Genomic DNA, 17,293 nt, shown 5'->3' with positions numbered 1-17,293 from the left:
GGTGTCTTCGTCTCTGGGTTACCGGGTGGCCGTAGCGGGCTTACCCGCCACTACCTTCATCACCCCGTTCATCAGTCGCCAGTGGCCCGGGAACGTGCAGACGAACGGATAATCGCCGGGCTGGGCAGGGGCCGTAAACTTGAGCCGGTACGTCTGGTCCGGGTTAACCAGTGGCGTAGCGGCAATGACCTGCGGTATAGAGGGCACGTAGTTTTTCTCGGCGCCATCTTTGGCCGTAATCATCTTGTCGGCAGCGGCACCGATCGCGTCCATGCTCTTCTGCTTGCCGATGACCAGGTTGTGCTGCATGGCATCCGGATTTTCGAGCACGATCTCGACCGACTTACCCGCCGTTACCGTGAACGTCTTTTTGTCGTACCGCATCTCTTCCCGTACAGTTTTGAGCCGTACAATCTCTACGTTCGGGTCGACAGGTTCGGCCGAGGCCACACCCCAGGCTTCGTATAACCGACCGAGCCGCTCTTTGATGTCGGGCGAGACGGTATTGCTCAGGCTGGCCAGGAACGACTTGTCGGCGTCGGTAACCTGCGCTTTCTGCCGCGGATTCCAGCCTTCGGCTACGCCTTTGATGATGGCCTGACCGTGGGACGAACCAATCTTCTGAGCAGTTTTGAGCAGCGCCACAACCGAGTCGATGGGTTGAGCCGATGCGTAGCTACGGCTGGCCCGCTCCAGTACATAGGCACTCATATCCTGGGGCGCCCGGTAGGTCAGCTTATGGACCATGTTGTTATTTTGCTCGTTGTCCTCCGCGATTTTGTTCTCCCGATCGAGCATGACTGTTACGTTGTACTGGCCGGCCCGTTCAAAATTCACCCAGAACTCGGTGTTCCAGGGGCCGTTGTTGCCTTTGCTGATGGTTACCGTCTCACCGGGTTTGATGCCGGTTATGTGCGACACGCTGACGTAATCAAGTCGGGCGGGCTCGTCGGCCCCAACCGGTCCTTCGATCCGAACCGACATCGGAATTGGCGTTCCAGCCGGTATGGCCACATCACCTGCATTCATCACGTCGACTTCGATCTTGGCGCTCTGCCGCAACTCGGGCGACTGGGGCGTTGACCGAACGGCAGCAATAACCAGGTCAGGCTTGTTGTTTTTCGACTGCGCAATGGCCCGCCGGGGCATCTCTTCGGGCGCACTGGGTCCACCACCCTGCCTGGCACCGGTATGGTTATGGTGCTGATCGGCTGGCGCCGTACTGGGCTGGGTCGGTGCGTTTGCCGACACCTGTTTCAGGTACGTTTTCAGCAGCTGTCCTTTGTTGGTTGTCAGTGCCAGCGCGAACGCATCGGGCAACCAGCGGTCCGTTACTTCCCGGGCCGACCCCAGACGAGCCAGAATAGCCTGCTGCGTAGCCGCGCTACCCGGCATCTCTGACAGGGCGAGCAGGCTGTTCAGCACCACCAGCGGTTCTTTGTCGTTGAGCGCTCCGGCCTGCACCAGCATAGTGGCTGACTCGGCCGTGCGGGGCATGACCTGTACCACGGTTTTGCGTACGCCCGATGACTCGTGCTTCAGCGCCGACGTTAGCGCGGCCATGACGGGCTGATTAGCAGCGTTTATTTCGCCCAGACCGTGCAGGGTCCAGAGTGCATGAATAGCGGCCGGATTATTCCCGATTTCGTCGACCGACGACTCGTTGACCAGCGCGATCAGCTGGGGAACAACGTCTTTGTTGTTCCGCTCGATCAGCAGGCGCTGGGCGGTCTGGCGCCAGAACATATTATCGTTTTTCAGCGCGGCAATCAGTTCGGCGGGCCGGTCTTTGCTAAGCGACATGGCGGTATAGGGTTTGGCGCCCTTGTAGCCTACGCGGTAAATACGGCCGTGGGTGAAGTCGCGCAGGTTCGTTTCGTACGCATTTCCCTTTCCATTTTCGAAGCCTTTGGGCGTGGGGTTATGCTGAATAATGAAGCTGTACCAGTCTACTACCCATACGGCACCATCGGGCCCTACTTCGGCAAATACAGGCGAGAACCACTCGTCGGCCCCAGCCATCAGGTTGAACCCTACGCCGGCCGCTTCCGCATCTTCATAGTCGGTACCGGTTTTCTTCAGCACATTCTGGTGAACGATATGCCCGGTTGGTTCGCACACAAACGCGACCTTATTCCAGTATGAAGCCGGAAACGAACGCGCCGTGTAGACATTATGACCGGCTGCGGCCGTAAACCCGCCAAACACGTCGACCTGTCGAACCCGCTCGGTGATGGGTTTCATGTCTTTATGCGTGTCGGTACCACGACTACCATTCTCGCGCAGATGCGGCCCGCCCGAAAAATAGCGATTCGGAATGGGCGCGTACCAGCCGTGTGCGTTATTGGCTGTACTGCCAAACACATCGCCCGTTTCGTTGAAAGCCATGCCCCAGGTGTTGTTCGAGGTGGCGGTTACGTATTCGAGCGCTGAACCGTCGGGTTTGAACCGGAAAAAACCCTGCGAGAAGCGAAGCGAATCTTTGCTGTTGCCGACAACCCCTTTGAAGCCGGAGTAGCCAACACTGCCCCAGATCCAGTTATCGAATCCGTAATGCAGGTTGCTTGGCCCCGCGTGGGTATCGAACGTACCGAAGCCGGTAAAAACGATCTTCTTCACATCGGCTTTGTCGTCGCCGTTGGTATCCTGCAAAAACAGCATATGCGGAGCCTGCGCCACGTACAGGCCGCCGTTGGCAAAGGTCATACCGGTGGGGATGTTCAGCCCTTCGGCGAAGTTAGTGAACTTATCGGCCTTGCCATCGCCATTGGTATCTTCGCAGATGACGATGTAGTCGGAGCCGGTTCCTTCGGGTTTGCGTTCGTTGGGATAATCTTTCGTGATCAGGGCAAACAACCGGCCCCGCTCATCCCAGGCCAGAGCAATGGGGTGCATCACGTTCGGTTCGTGGGCAAAGAGGTCCAGCGAGAAGCCAACCGGCACCTGAATGTGTTTCATCGACTCCTCAGGCGAGAGGGGCTCCTGCCGAAGTTGCGGACCAGGCCGTTTTTCGTAGTTGGGCAGCTGAGCTTCGCCGTAGGCAAAGGGTTGCGGGCTGAGGGCGTCATGCTGCTGCTTAACCGCATCACCCACGGCCCAGAGGATGCCCCGTTCCAGCAGCGCCTGAAAACCGGGTTGCCCCCAGGTGCGCTCGTCGTGACCATAGGCCGTGTAGAACACGCGTCCCTTGCCGTACGTGCGGGTCCAGGTATACGGTTCTTCGGCTACACCGGGCTTATCTTTAGCCTGGTCGGCTTTGATATCGCGAACGGCCAGCACGTTGTTGTCGGCCTGCAAATGGGTATGCAGGTAGGTTTCGTCGTAGGCTTTGAACGAAGGCAAACCAGCCGTAATGGGACTGTTGGGCTGGGTAAATCGCGTCTGGATGGTATCCATCCGATGCCGCCAGAACTGCCCGCCAACCACTTTGTCGACATATTCGGACGAGTTGCGGAAGCAATACGACGCGCAGTGAACCGGAATGACCCCGTGGCCCGCCGACACATAATCCAGCAGGGCTTTTTCCTGCGGTTTGGGCAGACTGTCCCAGTTGGCAAAGATCAGCAGCCCGTCGTACTGGTTGAGGTTATCGGCATTCAGGTCGGCCAGCCGATCGGTATAGGTAATGTTGATGCCGCGATTGCCCAGGGCAGCCATGAGCTGCGCTACGCGCTCGCGGGGTTTGTGGTGACCGTTATCGCCCAGAAACAGAATTTCGGTGCGCCGGGGTTTGGCGGCTTCTGACCGAACGGTTGTCTGCGTGGTCGACTGGCGGGTACACTGGGTCAGGACGATCGCCGTCAGCAGCAGACCAATGAGGGAGTAGGTACGATACATCATTGATGTTCATGTAGTGCCGAAGTTCCGGCTTCGGCGATAGAGGACATACTATTCTTTTCCGAAGCCGGCGCATCGACACTACGGTACCCGCCCGGTCCGGAACCGCTAAAAATCCGGCAGCTTTATGATCTCTCCGCCCCGCAGAGCCGACTCATGCGCCAGAATACCAACGCTTGTCCAGTTTGCCGACTGAGCCGCATTGGGGAACGGGTCGCGATCCTCCACAATGGCCGACACAAACTCATGGACCATGTGCGGATGCGAACCACCGTGGCCCCCACCCTGCGTAAACGACAGGTGCTGGGTTTCGTCGGCATCATAGACGCCCTTCGTCGTAAACCGCTGAATGGGTTCCGGCAGCAGATGCGCGTAGTCGGGAACGGTTACCTTTTCAGGAATTTCCGGTTCCGGTTTCTTGGCCGTATGCAACACCGGCTGCTCATCTTCAATCAGTTGCCACTCAAACGACTTCTTATCGCCGTAGACCTCAAAACTTTCCCGGTATTGCCGGGCCACGTCAAAAAGCGACCGGTATACGTAAGCCGACAGATCACTGTCTTTAAACTTGATATGCGCCGACTCAACCGCAAAGGGTGAGTTGTGGATAGAGGCCAGCTCTTCCCGAATGGTCCCCGATCCGAAACACGACACATAATCGGCCTGGAGCCGCAGCAGACCGGCTACCGGCCCAACGCAGTGGGTAGCGTAATGCATGGGGGGCAGACCCGGCCAGTAGTCGGGCCAGCCGTCCATATCCTGCTGGTGACTGGCTTTCAGGAACTGTACTTTGCCCAGCTCCCCTTTTTCGTGTAGTTCTTTGACATACAGAAACTCGCGGCTATACACTACGGTCTCCATCATCATGTACTTCTTACCCGATTCCTGGCAGGCCTTCACAATCTCGGCACATTCTTCTACCGTAGTGGCCATCGGAACGGTACAGGCTACGTGTTTGCCCGCCCGCAGCGCTTTCAGACTCTGCTCGGCATGGTTCGGAATGGGCGAGTTGATGTGAACAGCGTCAACGGCCGGATCAGCCAGCAGTTCATCATAGCTGGTGTATCGCTTTTCGATCCCGAACGCATCGCCAATTTTGTTGAGGTTCTCAACATTACGCTGGCAGATGGCGTACATCGTGGTGTTGGGATGCCGCTGGTAGATCGGGATAAATTCAGCCCCGAACCCGAGGCCGACAATGGCAATGTTCAGTTTCATAAAGTAATGGGTGAAAAGGCAAATGAGTGTATCAGAACGCTGACGTATCGGCGAACGAGTGGCTATACAGTAAGGCTCTTCCGTTCTTTATGTCGTTCGCTTTTTAGAAAAGTAAGTCCGTCAACGGCCAGTTGCTCGGGCGAGGGGAACATAGGGCGGAAGATGTGCGTAGCCGCAGCCAGCTCCGGCGGATTCGGGCCAAACGCTTCGATAGCGACAGGTCCATCGTAGCCTACTTCGTCCAGCGCAGCAAACACATCGTCAAAATTGATATGCCCCTGGCCGGGCGTTGAGCGGTCGTTTTCGGAGATCTGGACGTGAACCAGATAGGGCGCTAACGTACGGATAGCCGCGCCGAGGCTCTTCTCCTCAATATTGGCATGGAACGTATCGAAAGCAGCCCGGCAGTTGGGGTGGTTAACCGCTTCGATGTACCGAAATACGTCGTCGGCGCAGGTAAGCAGGTAGATCTCGAACCGGTTCAATGATTCGATGGCCAGCGTAACATCCTGCGTTTGTGCATGTTCGGCAACCTCCCGCATGGCCGTTACTGACCAGTCCCACTCCTGGGCAGTAGCCGCCCGGCCGGCAAACGTTTTGAACCCGGCGAACGTGGGGCCCATCAGAATTTTCGAGCCAGCCGCGGCTGAACAGTCGACAACCCGCTTCAGAAAATCAATACCAGCCCGCCGAACAGCAGCATCCGGACTGATCAGACTGTATTCGGGACCGCAGATGGTGCAGGTCTGAACGCCCAGCCCCAGACTGGCACACTGCTGCCCGATGCGTTTCCAGCGGGCCGTGTCATCAGCGTTATTGATGGGAATCTCAACGAAATCAAAACCGCTTGCTTTCAGAAACGAGAAGGTGTCGGACAGATCTTCCTCCATCGTCATCGTCCAGACGAATAGATTCATTCCATACTTATTCATATTCGATCTATAAAAAGTTAACAAATGTATTGAGTATACTAGTGGGATACGCGGCTTATATTGCCGAAAACTGACTATTTTTTCACTAATTTTCGACCTTTTATCCCATATTCGAGTAAATAACAAGCCAGTCTTATGAAACAGCCCTTACGAAAAGACCTCGAACCCGTTTCGGCCTCATTCCTGGTCAAGGAACTGGTTGAACCGCACTTCGATCCTAACTGGCACTTTCATCCGCACTACCAGCTGTTCATGGTCGAAGAAGGCACCGGCACGCGCTTCATCGGCGACTCGATCCGGCCGTTTGGGCCGGGCGATCTGGTCTTTCTGGGTCCAAACCTGCCACATCTCTGGCGTAGTGATCAGGCCTTTTTTGACCGGTCCAGTGGCTTGCTGACAAAGGGAATCGTTGTGTATTTCTCAGAAGGCTTCCTGGGCGCTGATTTCATCAACAAGCCTGAAATGGCGGCTCTGCGGCAGCTGTTCGAACTTTCGCGACGGGGGCTCGAATGGATCGGCGACACCCGCGACCGCACCGAGGCCGCGCTCCGAAACCTGACCCAGCAGCCCGTCAGCTTCGATCGGGTGCTAAGCCTGCTCACCCTGCTAAACGAGCTGGCCCACGCCACCAACTACCGGCTTCTGACCAGCACGGGCTACACCAATACCGTGAAACCGTACGAAATAGATGGGTCTGGCTACCGACGCATGCAAATCGTTCACGACTACGTTATGGACCATTTCTCCGACGAAATACACCTCGCTGCCATTGCCGACCTGGCCGGCATGACAGCCCCCGCCTTTTGCCGCTATTTCAAGTCGCACGCCAACAAAACCTTCCTTGATTTTGTGGCCGAAGTTCGCATCGGCCACGCCTGCAAGTTACTGGTAAAAGGCGATTTAAGTGTAGCTCAGATCAGTTTTGAAAGTGGATTCAGAACCCTCTCCAACTTCAACCGCCAGTTTCGGCAGATAACCGGCCAGACCCCCTCGGGTTACGTCAGAACGTACCGGCAGCTGGGCTAAACGAAAACTGCCCACCTCTTTTCAGAAGCGGGCAGCCGGTCCGGGGTCGGACTGTATGTCAACTACGGATTAATACGTTGTCGTACTCAGGGGTTCGCGGGTGGTTACGCCTTCCTGCACAAAAGTCAGCAGATCCTGGTTGAGCCGATCCTTCTCGGTTACAAACAGACCGTGGGGTGCTCCGTCGTATACAATATAGGTCGCGTTCGGCAGGGCGTTCGAGGTCAGTTCGCCCGACGACTCGATGGGTACCGTTTTGTCGGAGTCGCCATGAATGATCAGCGTAGGCACCGTAATCTGGGTCAGGTCGTTCCGGAAATCGGTTTCGGAGAATGACCGTACGCAATCAACCGTTGCTTTGTGCGACGCTACATAGGCCCGGGCGAAATCGCCGTCGAGGTGCGCCTGACTAACCGGGTGGCTGATCAGATTAACCCCGTAAAACTGCTTGCCAAAAGTTTGCAGGAAATCGGCCCGGTCTTTGTCGATATTTTCGACCATCGTATCGAATACGTCCTGATCTACACCATCGGGATTATCGTCGGTTTTGAGCAGATAAGGTGTTACCGCACTGACGAAAGCGACCCGGGCCACCCGGGCACCGCCGTAATTGGCCATGTAGCGGGCCACTTCACCACCGCCCATCGAGAAGCCAACCAGCGTAACATGCTGAAGATCCAGTTCGTCCAGTACGGCTTTGAGGTCAGCCGCCAGGGTATCGTAATCGTAGCCGGTCCAGGTCTGGCTCGACTTACCGAAGCCACGCCGGTCGTAGGCGATAACCCGCAGGTTGTGCTTAGGCAGTTCGGCCAGCTGGTAATCCCACATTTCGTGGCTCAGGGGCCAGCCGTGAATCAGCACAACCGGGCTTCCTGTACCCTGATCGGTGTAGAATAATTTTACATCATTGCCCTGGGCGTCAGTACCCGCTTTAATGTAGCTCATAACTAAGGTTCAATTAACGTGTTGAGTAATATAATCCATGAATTAACCCTAGTTACGTATAATGGTTTGTGGCAGATTCTTTCTTTGCCCTCTTTTGCGCGTATTTTATTTTCAGGTAATGAAACCGTCCCTCCTGTCCCGACTGTCGGCCCAGCCCGACGCCCTTGATCATTTGCTGTCCGGTCTTACCGATGAGCAGCTTCACCAGCGGCCCCAGCCCACTACCTGGTCCATTGCCGAAAACCTGGCGCATCTGGGTCGGTATCAGGAAGTTTTTCTGGAACGAATGCAGCGGATCACTACCCAGGACGAACCCCGGTTCGAGCGCTATGCTGCCGATACCGATCCCGGCTTTTTACCCTGGACCGCGCTCCCATTCGACGCACTTCTTGAGCGATTTCGGGGCGAACGGGCAGCCCTCAACGCCTTTCTTAGTATTCTACACGAGGAACACCTGACGCGCACGGGTCTTCACCCGGCCTATGGCCCGATGACCCTGGAAGGCTGGACTGAATTTTTTCTGCTCCACGAAGCCCACCATTTTTTCACTATCCTCAAACTGGGGGGTGCCCTCCGCACCAGCGGACAGCCGATGGGCCTTTATACACTATAGCCAACCGGCACCTGCACCGAGGCCTGCCCGCTCAGATCGAGATACCGCATTTGTTGATCAGCCGCTCTGTGGTACACCTGTGTGATGCTCACCGTCTGAAGACCGTCGGCCGGGCGATGCATGACAAAATCATGGGCCGGGTCGCCGTCACCCGCCGTTTGGTGAAACGCAAACACATCGGCAGGCGTATACTGCGGCTGTTTGTAAAGAAACTGAGCCAGCCAGGTTTTACGAAGCTCGGCCATAGGCAGCGTGTACAGCGTCACCGACGACCAGATGTGGGCCACCTTGGGCGGCATGTTGCGGAGATAAACCTGCTTCCCGTTCCAGCGCAGTTCATGCAGCGCCGGCGTGCCTGACCCGTGGCTGACGATAACCAGCGTAAAAGGCTCGATACCGCTGAAGTCGTACCGGTCGGTAAACAACGCCGGGCTGGGGTAGCTAAAGTAATCGAGCACGACCAGGCCGCGGCTTTTTCGGTAGGGTGGCTGATGACGATGAGGCTCGAAGGCACCGTTGAGCAGGCAAACGGTTGCTATGCCGGAGGTAGCCAGCCAGGTTCCTCCTCCGGGCGGATCTTTGGGAAAACAAACTAGCCCGTCGGCCAGCGTATACGCCTGGGAAGCCAGTGCAACCGGTCGGCTGCTGAGTTCGTCGCGGTTAGATGTCAGCACAAAACCACCTTCTGGCAGGGGCAAATAAGTTACGACGCACATGCGTTATCGGAGGCAGGATAAGCTTCTATGATGGACCTGTCCTGCTGTTGATGTGATCAGATAAACAAAGAAACCTACAACAATACTCCCTGAAAGACCTCATCGAGCCGGGATACGGGCCGGATGCGGATTCCCATATTTTTGGTATCGAGTCCTTTGAGGTTATATTTGGATATATAGATCTCCTTGAACCCCAGCTTTTCGGCTTCGGCAATGCGCGATTCGATCCGGCTTACGGCCCGAACCTCGCCCCCTAGCCCAACCTCAGCTGCAAACGCAATAGAGGGCGCGATGGCAATGTCTTCGTAGCTCGACACGACAGCCGCACAAACGGCCAGGTCGATGGCCGGATCTTCGACCCGCAGCCCCCCGGCTATGTTCAGAAAGACGTCCTGCTGTCCCAGCCGGAAGCCGCCCCGCTTTTCCAGTACCGCCAGGAGCATATTTAGCCGCTTCGCATCGAAGCCGGTGCTGCTGCGCTGCGGAGTGCCATAGGTGGCCACGCTCACCAGCGCCTGCGACTCGATCATCAGCGGGCGGTTGCCTTCCAGCATCGACCCGATGGTCACGCCACTCAGCGCATCGTCGCGTTGTGAAATCAAAATCTCAGAGGGGTTAGTCACCTGCCGCAGCCCCGAACCGAGCATTTCATAAATACCCAGCTCATCGGTACTGCCGAACCGGTTTTTGGTCGTTCGCAGAATCCGGTAAGTCGTATGCCGGTCGCCCTCGAACGTCAGTACCGTATCGACCATATGTTCCAGCACTTTGGGGCCCGCCAGCGAACCTTCTTTGGTAATGTGACCGATCATAAATACGGGCACCCCTGACTCTTTGGCGTACTTCATAAACTCGGTCGTACACTCGCGAACCTGCGAGACACTCCCCGCCCCCGACTCGACCAGCGACGACTGCATGGTCTGGATCGAATCGATGATCAGCACTTCCGGCTCGAAATGCTCCACTACCCGAAATATATTCTGGGTAGACGTCTCGGTCATGACATGGCAGTCGCTGACGGGTGCATCCAGGCGTTCGGCCCGCATCTTGATCTGCTGCTCGCTTTCTTCGCCCGACACATACAGCACCCGCATACCCGACAGACTCAGCGCGATCTGGAGCAACAGCGTCGATTTACCGATACCGGGCTCGCCCCCTATCAGCACCAGCGAGCCAGGAACGATACCGCCCCCCAGTACCCGGTTCAGTTCCCCGTCGATAGTCGGGATGCGAGGCTGCTCCTCATAATTAATCGCGTGAAGGGCTTTGGGTTTGGCAGCCACGCGTACATTGCCGGGCCCGGCCGACGGACTGCGCCAGCCTCCTTTCTCGGGTTCGTCTTTAGCGACTACCTCTTCTACTATCGTATTCCATTCACCACAGGTAGGACAGCGACCCATCCATTTGGCCGACTGCTGGCCGCAATTCTGACAGAAATAAGTGGTTTTCAGTTTAGCCATTTCAGGAATCTGGAATAACGGCGGATGTTCAATGCTAGAGTTATTACCAGGTCGTTTAAACCAAACGGATGCTGGCCAGTCCAAGCCCCGAAACCGGCTCAGATTAGTTTTTACGCATTGCCCTTATTCAGTATATAAACGCCGTTTCCTCGAAATAAGTTGATCCGGCACACCGCCGGTTCCGACTAAACGTTTAACCATCTAGTACAATCAGACAACCATGAAAAAGAAACTGCTAATCGCTACATTGACACTCCTGCCAGCGCTCACGTTTGCGCAGGGAGGCTTCCAGATCGGAGTTAAAGGCGGGGTCAACCTCTCCAAACTTTCATTCGGCCCCTTTGTAAAAACCACCACGAATTCCAACGGGTCTCCTTCGGTCAATGTCGATGGCCAGACATTCCGGAACAGCATCAGTGACAGCTACAAAAGTCGCACAGGTACCTCGTTCGGTATTTACACCCGCTTCGGTAAGAACCTGTTTTTACAGCCCGAAGTCCTTTACTCAACCCGATCGGGCCAGTTTGATGTTATCCGCAACGGGCAGTCGGAAACGGTTACCATCAAAACAACGAGTTTCGATATTCCGGTGCTGATCGGTATCAAAGGTGGTCCGCTCCGGGTAGTGGCTGGCCCGGTGGTATCGTTGCGTATCGATGATAATCAGCGGCTGGGCGAGGCTATTCAGCAATATACGAGCGGTACACTGAACGATGCCTGGTCAAAAGCGTATTACGGCTACCAGGTTGGGGGCGGCCTCGACCTCGGGTCGCTCGGTATCGACGTCCGGTATGAAGGCAACCTGTCTGACGTGGCGGAGATCAACGACGCATCGGGCAAGTTCAACCAGCGGTTCAAATCGTGGCAGGTAACGCTGGCGTATAAACTGTTTTAAGCCGATTATCCATTATACAGAACAGGGGCGGATACGCAATGTATCCGCCCCTGTTCTATGTTGTTGTTTACCGTTCCTATTAATTATGCATCCGCTGGCGGTACTGAGCCAGTTGCAGCGTAATATCTTTCATCCGACGGCGCGATATGGCTACTTCCCGACCGTCGGCCAGTCTGACCTGCCGCTCTTTGGTGAACACACTGTGCTGTACGTAAGCCAGATTCACGATATATGATTTGTGAATCCGCAGGAACAGCGTGCTATCGAGCGTTTTTTCAAATTCTTTCAGGGTTTTCGACACCAGATACCGTTTCCGGTCGCGGGTATGGAGGAAGGTATAATTGCCTTCACCCTGCAGACAGAGGATATCATCGACCGCAATAAATATGGTGCGGTTCAGATAAGGTAAAGCAATCCGGTGAGTACCTCGCTGATACGAAGCAGGAAATTGAGGAGCAGTTAATGAGGGCTGTACAGTAGAAAAGAGGTTCGCTTCCATGCCTGGGGGTTATTAAGTCCGTATTTGAATCCGTGTCTGATGACTCAAAATTACCACCCGAAGGCAACCCCATGAAAAAACGGTCTGGCAGACAGTCGATTAGATTAGAACCTAATCAACTGTCTGCCAGACCGTTATAAATATTTCTTTAGCTACATTTAAGTGGTAGTACCCACCTGATTACGTAGAAATACGTATAGCCCTTTGTAGCGTCCTACGGAGCACATATGGTAATTTCTACGGAAGAGCGCGTCTAGCTCACTGCAACTGGCTGAAAATCACGGATACGATCCATAAACATCTGCGCCCGGCGACGGGAAATTTTCACCTGCTGGCCATCAATCAACTCCAGCTCGCCTTCTTTCTTGACAAAGAACTTACGAACAAAGCCCAGGTTAACGATACACGATTTGTGAACCCGGACAAACGCCTGGCCGTCGAGCAATGTTTCATATTCTTTCAGGGTCCGGGAGACCAGCATTTTGGTACCATCTTTCAGAAAGAAGTTTGTGTAATTTCCTGACCCTTCGAGCCGCACAATTTCATCGACAGAAATTGTTCGCTTACGATCGTAAAATGGGATCAACAGCTTCTGCATGCACGAAGAATCGGCAATTTTCTCCACACTTTTGTGGAAGGGAATGGACATTGGATCGAAAATCGAGTCGTTAGCGAATGCTTTCATAGTCGTTTTGAGTGAAGAATAATGATTGATAGTTTAAGGTTGATGTTCAGTTACTTAGAGGGCTAGTAATCGTGATCTACCTAGGGAGTTACTGTGCGTAATACACTTCATCTTGTGCAACAATCAGACCTACCTTCCTGCTGTTTTATTTAACGTAGACATCTTCTTTATAAACTGTTATGAATCAGTAGTATTTTACCGCTTACTCAATGACCATATATAAAGCAACGCATGGTCACATGTTGTCAGCATTTTCCACGGTTTTGGGTAATAAAGACCACGCCTACCTGGCATATACGGTTCTCGAATCGGCACTCATTCTGTTTTTCCGTACCTTTGCCCTATACAATGACAGGTAGTGTAGTATGCTGGACCGAGTTAAGGAGATTTACGGGGAAATAGATCAGTACAAAGTAGCATCGAAAGAACAACTGGAGCAGTTTCGGCTGCGATTTATCAGCCGGAAAGGGGTTGTTACAGAGCTGTTTGACGGACTCAAACAGGTATCTCCCGACGACCGGCGCGCCGTTGGTCAGGCCCTCAACGGGCTTAAGAACCGGGCGCAGGAGCGTTTCGACGAGTTTACCAGGCAGATTAACGATCAGCCAGCCAGTACCGATGGCGCCCCCATCGATCTGACTTTGCCGACTGTACCCAACCTGAACGGTACGCAACACCCGTTAAGCCTGGTTCGTCAGCGCATTATCCAGATCTTCGAACGGATTGGTTTTAACGTGGCCGACGGCCCCGAAATCGAGTCGGACTGGTATAACTTCGGCGCCCTCAACTTTCCGGATAACCATCCGGCCCGCGATATGCAGGATACGTTCTTCGTCGAAAAAGACGGTCAGCAATCCGATATGCTGTTGCGGACGCATACGTCGAACGTACAGATCCGGCTGATGGAGCGTCAGCGCGCCAACGGCAGCCCAGCCCCGTTCCGTCCAATTCGCTCCATTATGCCAGGCCGGGTGTATCGGAACGAGACCATTTCGGCCCGCGCCCACTGCATGTTCCACCAGGTAGAGGGCATTTACATTGACCGGAATGTAGGCTTCAAAGATCTAAAAGATACGCTGTATCACTTTGTGAAAGAGATGTTTGAGCCAGGTACGCAGATCCGGTTCCGGCCGTCTTACTTTCCATTTACCGAGCCTAGTGCCGAGATCGACATCTCCTGTCAGATCTGTGGCGGTAAAGGCTGTAACATCTGCAAACATTCGGGCTGGGTCGAAATTGCAGGATCGGGCATGGTTGACCCGCAGGTCATCGCCAACTGCGGCATCGATCCCGAAGAGTATACCGGATTTGCGTTCGGTATGGGCATCGAGCGGATCACCCAGCTCAAGTACGTTGTCAACGATCTGCGGCTTTACACCGAAAACGACGTCAGGTTTCTGCGCCAGTTTGAAGGACTTTGATCATTGGGTGAATGAGTAAGTGAGTAGCCGCTCCAGTCGGCCTTCACCCAGTCGTTCAGTCGCTCATTCACGCTATTATGTCACCTATTCGCTTATCCGATCTTGCGTTCACCCTTGAAACTGTTCTGGACAACGCCTTCGGACAGAAGCCGATATGGGTTGTGGCCGAAACGAGCGATATCAAGAATTATCCCGACCGGGGGTACTGCTTCCTGACGCTGGTCGAGCGGGAAGACGGCCCCTCCGGTCGGCACGAAACGCTGGCCAAGCTGGATGCCTGCATCTGGCGCCGGAACTACCATACTATTCGCGACTTTGAAATCGCAACCGGCGTCGCTTTTGCGCGAAATGTAAAACTATTGCTCCTGGTATCGGTCGGATTCAGCCCGGTTTACGGCCTGCGACTCGAAATCCTGAAGATCGATCCTTCCTACACGCTGGGCAATCTGGAACGCGAGCGGCAGGAAGTGCTGGACACACTGGTTCGGGATTACCCCGATCTGGTCTGGCTCGACGCGGGGCAATACATCACCGCTAACCAGCTGCTGCCCCGACCGGCCGTGTTGCAGCGACTGGCCCTGATTGCCGCACCGGGCTCCGATGGGTGGCGCGACTTTCGCCACGAACTGGCGGCTAACCCCTATGGCTATACGTTCTCGGTAGACGAGTACCTGACTCAGGTGCAGGGTAAAGGGGCCGAACAGGCTATTTGCCAGCAACTGGAAAAGATACGGCTGAGCGGTAGGCCCTACGATGCCGTTGTTCTGGTGCGGGGTGGTGGCTCGCAGCTCGACTTCGGCTCGTTCGACACCCTGCTGATGGGATTGACTGTTGCCGGGTTCAACATTCCGATTCTGGCCGGTATCGGGCACGAGCGCAACGTCAGTATTACGGACATGATGTGTCACCAGAGCGTGAAAACACCGACTAAGGCCGCAGGCTTCCTGATTGAACACAACCGACAGTTCGAAGAAAGTTGCCTTCGGCTCCTCGACCGAATGGGCGTTGTTGCCCGGGATGTACTCCAGAACGCCCGCGAAGAGCTTGATATGCAAACCGACCGGCTGCGGTTTGTTTCGTACAACTACCTCCGCGACCGCCATACTGAACTAACCGAGAAGGCAGTCACGATTCGGCACCTTGACCCTGCCAACGTGCTCCGGCGGGGATATGCCCTGCTGTTGCGCCAGGGCCGGATCGTTACAAAGGCGGCCGAGGTCCGTCAGAGCGAAACGCTTCAAGTCCAGTTGCACGACGGCACCATCACCGTAATGAGCTGATACATAGGCAACGTAAAAAAGTGCGTGGCCAGGATTGACGTATAGACAACAAAACACAACATGACCTATCAGGAAGCTTACGAAAAACTGACAGTGCTGGTCGAAGAGATCGAGAACGAAGAGATTGCGCTCGACGAACTGCCGGCCAAAATCCGGCAGGCTGGCGAGTTGATTACATTTTGCCAGGATCGCCTGCGTCTCGTTGAAACTGACTATCAGGAATCAATTGAACGCCTGCCGAAGCGATAAATCGGGAATTTATCAACCGGGCTTGCGTGTCCTTTAGTAAACCTTGCCTAATTTTATCCCGGAGGGGGGTCATAAAAGGGGTAATGTGCCGATTTTGACTGTGAAGAGAACGACACCCTTGTTTTGCCCGATCGAGTTTTCCTACTTATGAATTTGTTCAACACATTCGATACTGTATTCAACCCGGACGTCGTATCGCGTATTGCGCTGTACGTAGACGAACCGGCTGATAAAATCAATAAAGCCGTTGACGGTCTGGTATACACCATTATTGGTGGTCTGATGAAGCGGACAACTACCGAAATTGGAGTCAATCAGTTATTCAGCCATATACAAAAAGGGCGCTATGACGGAAGTCTGATCGAAAACCTCGATCAGTCACTACGCGATCCGGCGCACACCAATACGCTCATTACGCAGGGTAATGATGTAATCAGTCATTTGCTGCCTGCCATGAAAAGCTCGATCGGCAGCATGATCTCGAGCTACGCGGGCATCCGCAACTCATCGGCTATCTCGCTACTGGGTCTCACGACCACGATCGTATTACACGGGCTGGGGAAGCAGGTTAAAGACCGGAAGCTGGACGCCGATGGGCTGGCCTCGCTGCTTTTTGCCGAACGCGAGGCCCTCATCAACACCGTACCGGATGAATTTATGCCCCGGCTGGTTGAGAAGGTGGGGCTACAGCAGATCGTTTCAGGCCTGGCAGCGCCGGCCCGCCGTTCTGCGACCGAAGCACCGACCCGCTCAGTGGCTTCGCCATCCCGCCAGACCGCTACGGCTACGCGCCCGCCCATCAGTTACGAACCCGCCGAAGAAGACGCCGGTAACAACAGTTCCTTAGCAAAACTGGCTGTAGGTGGGCTACTGGTTCTGGCCGTGCTGGGCGGAGGATACTACATCTACCAAAATACCCAGAATTACGCCGGTGATCAGCAGACGGTTACCGACGCGGGCCCGGTCACGAGTGATACCATCCAGGCCGATACCGTAACCCGGTCGCTGGCCGTACCGGCCGAGCCGGCACCGCGCTCTACATCAGCAACCGCTGCAACTACCGCAACCGGTGTGGCGGTTGGGGGGGCGCCTACCACGCCAGCCAGTAATCTGACCCAGCAAATGACGCCTTACCTGGGCAACGCAGCCCTACCCAAAGGCCGGATCTTCCCGCTCACGGAGGTGTCGTTCTCGCCCGGTTCGTTGTCCATGACGTCGGGGCAGGCAACCGTCGGAGAGCTAGCCACGCTGCTGAAAACCTATCCTTCGCTGCAGATTCAGCTGATCGGTTACGCCAATGATGCCAGCGGAGCACTTACCAACAAGAGCCTGTCGTTCAAGCGGGTCAACCAGATCAAGCAGCAGCTAATGTCGTCGGGTATCGATTTTGTCAGGATCGACGCGATCGGACGCGGCACCGGCGTCAGCAAACGAGACACATCCGGTATACCCAAACCGACGCTGAAAAAAATCGACGTTAAAGTGGTCGTTAAGTAAACGAAAGCAGGGGATGGCCA

The 17,293-nt window shown here is 54.9% G+C and carries 15 protein-coding genes; 7 read left to right on the top strand and 8 right to left on the bottom strand.

Translation table 11 applies throughout. The features are described 5' to 3' along the window. Positions 1–18: 18 nt before the first annotated feature. The 3 genes from FBR45_RS04710 to FBR45_RS04700 all read right to left on the bottom strand — a co-directional run bounded on the left by FBR45_RS04710 (position 19) and on the right by FBR45_RS04700 (position 5,987). The gene (locus tag FBR45_RS04710) at positions 19–3,837 is read right to left on the bottom strand and encodes a PVC-type heme-binding CxxCH protein (protein ID WP_138499778.1); all 3,819 of its coding nucleotides are present in this window, start codon (positions 3,835–3,837) and stop codon (positions 19–21) included. A gap of 108 nt (positions 3,838–3,945) precedes the next feature. Beyond that, a complete protein-coding gene (locus FBR45_RS04705; protein ID WP_077919178.1) occupies positions 3,946–5,055 on the bottom strand; it encodes a Gfo/Idh/MocA family protein in 1,110 nt (369 codons plus the stop codon). A 62-nt stretch (positions 5,056–5,117) separates the two neighbouring features. Beyond that, positions 5,118–5,987, bottom strand: a complete 870-nt coding sequence (locus FBR45_RS04700; protein ID WP_138499776.1) for a sugar phosphate isomerase/epimerase family protein — start codon at positions 5,985–5,987, stop codon at positions 5,118–5,120. Positions 5,988–6,122: 135 nt separating this feature from the next. Here FBR45_RS04700 and FBR45_RS04695 point away from each other — a divergent pair, with 135 nt between their 5' ends. Continuing rightward, entirely contained in the window at positions 6,123–7,013 is an 891-nt protein-coding gene (locus tag FBR45_RS04695; protein WP_138499774.1) for an AraC family transcriptional regulator, read from the top strand. A gap of 69 nt (positions 7,014–7,082) precedes the next feature. Here FBR45_RS04695 and FBR45_RS04690 read toward each other — a convergent pair whose 3' ends face one another. Next, positions 7,083–7,958: an alpha/beta fold hydrolase gene (locus FBR45_RS04690; RefSeq protein WP_138499772.1), complete on the bottom strand. Its 876-nt coding sequence runs from the start codon at positions 7,956–7,958 to the stop codon at positions 7,083–7,085. Between the two features lie 118 nt (positions 7,959–8,076). Here FBR45_RS04690 and FBR45_RS04685 point away from each other — a divergent pair, with 118 nt between their 5' ends. Further along, on the top strand, positions 8,077–8,571 hold the full coding sequence (locus FBR45_RS04685; protein WP_171044834.1) for a DinB family protein: 495 nt from the start codon (positions 8,077–8,079) through the stop codon (positions 8,569–8,571). Here FBR45_RS04685 and FBR45_RS04680 read toward each other — a convergent pair. Continuing rightward, positions 8,559–9,287 carry an NRDE family protein gene (locus tag FBR45_RS04680; protein WP_138499768.1) on the bottom strand — a complete coding sequence of 243 codons (729 nt, stop codon included), beginning with the start codon at positions 9,285–9,287 and terminating at the stop codon, positions 8,559–8,561. The two genes, FBR45_RS04685 and FBR45_RS04680, sit on opposite strands and share 13 nt — an antisense overlap. 74 nt (positions 9,288–9,361) lie before the next feature. After that, a complete protein-coding gene (radA, locus tag FBR45_RS04675) occupies positions 9,362–10,747 on the bottom strand; it encodes a DNA repair protein RadA (RefSeq protein WP_138499766.1) in 1,386 nt (461 codons plus the stop codon). Positions 10,748–10,967: 220 nt separating this feature from the next. On the opposite strand from radA, the gene FBR45_RS04670 reads away from it, so the two are divergent. Continuing rightward, a complete protein-coding gene (locus FBR45_RS04670; RefSeq protein ID WP_138499764.1) occupies positions 10,968–11,642 on the top strand; it encodes a porin family protein in 675 nt (224 codons plus the stop codon). 79 nt (positions 11,643–11,721) lie between these two features. On the opposite strand, the gene FBR45_RS04665 is transcribed toward FBR45_RS04670, so the two are convergent. Beyond that, on the bottom strand, positions 11,722–12,141 hold the full coding sequence (locus FBR45_RS04665; RefSeq protein ID WP_138499762.1) for a LytR/AlgR family response regulator transcription factor: 420 nt from the start codon (positions 12,139–12,141) through the stop codon (positions 11,722–11,724). A gap of 253 nt (positions 12,142–12,394) precedes the next feature. Next, positions 12,395–12,826 (bottom strand): LytR/AlgR family response regulator transcription factor, encoded by a 432-nt coding sequence (locus tag FBR45_RS04660; protein ID WP_077919187.1) that lies wholly within the window; start codon positions 12,824–12,826, stop codon positions 12,395–12,397. Between the two features lie 365 nt (positions 12,827–13,191). Here FBR45_RS04660 and pheS point away from each other — a divergent pair, with 365 nt between their 5' ends. The 4 genes from pheS (at position 13,192) to FBR45_RS04640 (ending at position 17,273) form a co-directional block, all read left to right on the top strand. Further along, the gene (pheS, locus tag FBR45_RS04655) at positions 13,192–14,247 is read left to right on the top strand and encodes a phenylalanine--tRNA ligase subunit alpha (protein WP_138499760.1); all 1,056 of its coding nucleotides are present in this window, start codon (positions 13,192–13,194) and stop codon (positions 14,245–14,247) included. A gap of 77 nt (positions 14,248–14,324) precedes the next feature. Next, complete coding sequence (locus FBR45_RS04650) at positions 14,325–15,527, top strand: exodeoxyribonuclease VII large subunit (RefSeq protein WP_138499758.1); 1,203 nt, start codon at positions 14,325–14,327, stop codon at positions 15,525–15,527. A gap of 60 nt (positions 15,528–15,587) precedes the next feature. Beyond that, complete coding sequence (gene xseB / locus FBR45_RS04645; protein WP_138499756.1) at positions 15,588–15,776, top strand: exodeoxyribonuclease VII small subunit; 189 nt, start codon at positions 15,588–15,590, stop codon at positions 15,774–15,776. 147 nt (positions 15,777–15,923) lie between these two features. Continuing rightward, positions 15,924–17,273 carry a DUF937 domain-containing protein gene (locus FBR45_RS04640; protein ID WP_138499754.1) on the top strand — a complete coding sequence of 450 codons (1,350 nt, stop codon included), beginning with the start codon at positions 15,924–15,926 and terminating at the stop codon, positions 17,271–17,273. The last annotated feature ends 20 nt before the right edge of the window (positions 17,274–17,293 follow it).

The organism is Spirosoma lacussanchae (assembly GCF_005870035.1).
Lineage (GTDB): Bacteria > Bacteroidota > Bacteroidia > Cytophagales > Spirosomataceae > Spirosoma > Spirosoma lacussanchae.
This window is presented reverse-complemented; position numbering and strand designations above follow the sequence as displayed.

What these genes read in the sequence shown, in the direction of transcription:
- FBR45_RS04670 (WP_138499764.1), top strand. Translation starts at nt 10,968, where the DNA reads ATGAAAAAGAAACTGCTAATCGCTACATTGACACTCCTGCCAGCGCTC.
- FBR45_RS04660 (WP_077919187.1), bottom strand. Translation starts at nt 12,826, where the DNA reads ATGAAAGCATTCGCTAACGACTCGATTTTCGATCCAATGTCCATTCCC.
- FBR45_RS04695 (WP_138499774.1), top strand. Translation starts at nt 6,123, where the DNA reads ATGAAACAGCCCTTACGAAAAGACCTCGAACCCGTTTCGGCCTCATTC.
- radA (WP_138499766.1), bottom strand. Translation starts at nt 10,747, where the DNA reads ATGGCTAAACTGAAAACCACTTATTTCTGTCAGAATTGCGGCCAGCAG.
- FBR45_RS04705 (WP_077919178.1), bottom strand. Translation starts at nt 5,055, where the DNA reads ATGAAACTGAACATTGCCATTGTCGGCCTCGGGTTCGGGGCTGAATTT.
- FBR45_RS04680 (WP_138499768.1), bottom strand. Translation starts at nt 9,287, where the DNA reads ATGTGCGTCGTAACTTATTTGCCCCTGCCAGAAGGTGGTTTTGTGCTG.
- xseB (WP_138499756.1), top strand. Translation starts at nt 15,588, where the DNA reads ATGACCTATCAGGAAGCTTACGAAAAACTGACAGTGCTGGTCGAAGAG.
- FBR45_RS04685 (WP_171044834.1), top strand. Translation starts at nt 8,077, where the DNA reads ATGAAACCGTCCCTCCTGTCCCGACTGTCGGCCCAGCCCGACGCCCTT.
- pheS (WP_138499760.1), top strand. Translation starts at nt 13,192, where the DNA reads ATGCTGGACCGAGTTAAGGAGATTTACGGGGAAATAGATCAGTACAAA.
- FBR45_RS04710 (WP_138499778.1), bottom strand. Translation starts at nt 3,837, where the DNA reads ATGTATCGTACCTACTCCCTCATTGGTCTGCTGCTGACGGCGATCGTC.
- FBR45_RS04650 (WP_138499758.1), top strand. Translation starts at nt 14,325, where the DNA reads ATGTCACCTATTCGCTTATCCGATCTTGCGTTCACCCTTGAAACTGTT.
- FBR45_RS04690 (WP_138499772.1), bottom strand. Translation starts at nt 7,958, where the DNA reads ATGAGCTACATTAAAGCGGGTACTGACGCCCAGGGCAATGATGTAAAA.
- FBR45_RS04700 (WP_138499776.1), bottom strand. Translation starts at nt 5,987, where the DNA reads ATGAATAAGTATGGAATGAATCTATTCGTCTGGACGATGACGATGGAG.
- FBR45_RS04665 (WP_138499762.1), bottom strand. Translation starts at nt 12,141, where the DNA reads ATGGAAGCGAACCTCTTTTCTACTGTACAGCCCTCATTAACTGCTCCT.
- FBR45_RS04640 (WP_138499754.1), top strand. Translation starts at nt 15,924, where the DNA reads ATGAATTTGTTCAACACATTCGATACTGTATTCAACCCGGACGTCGTA.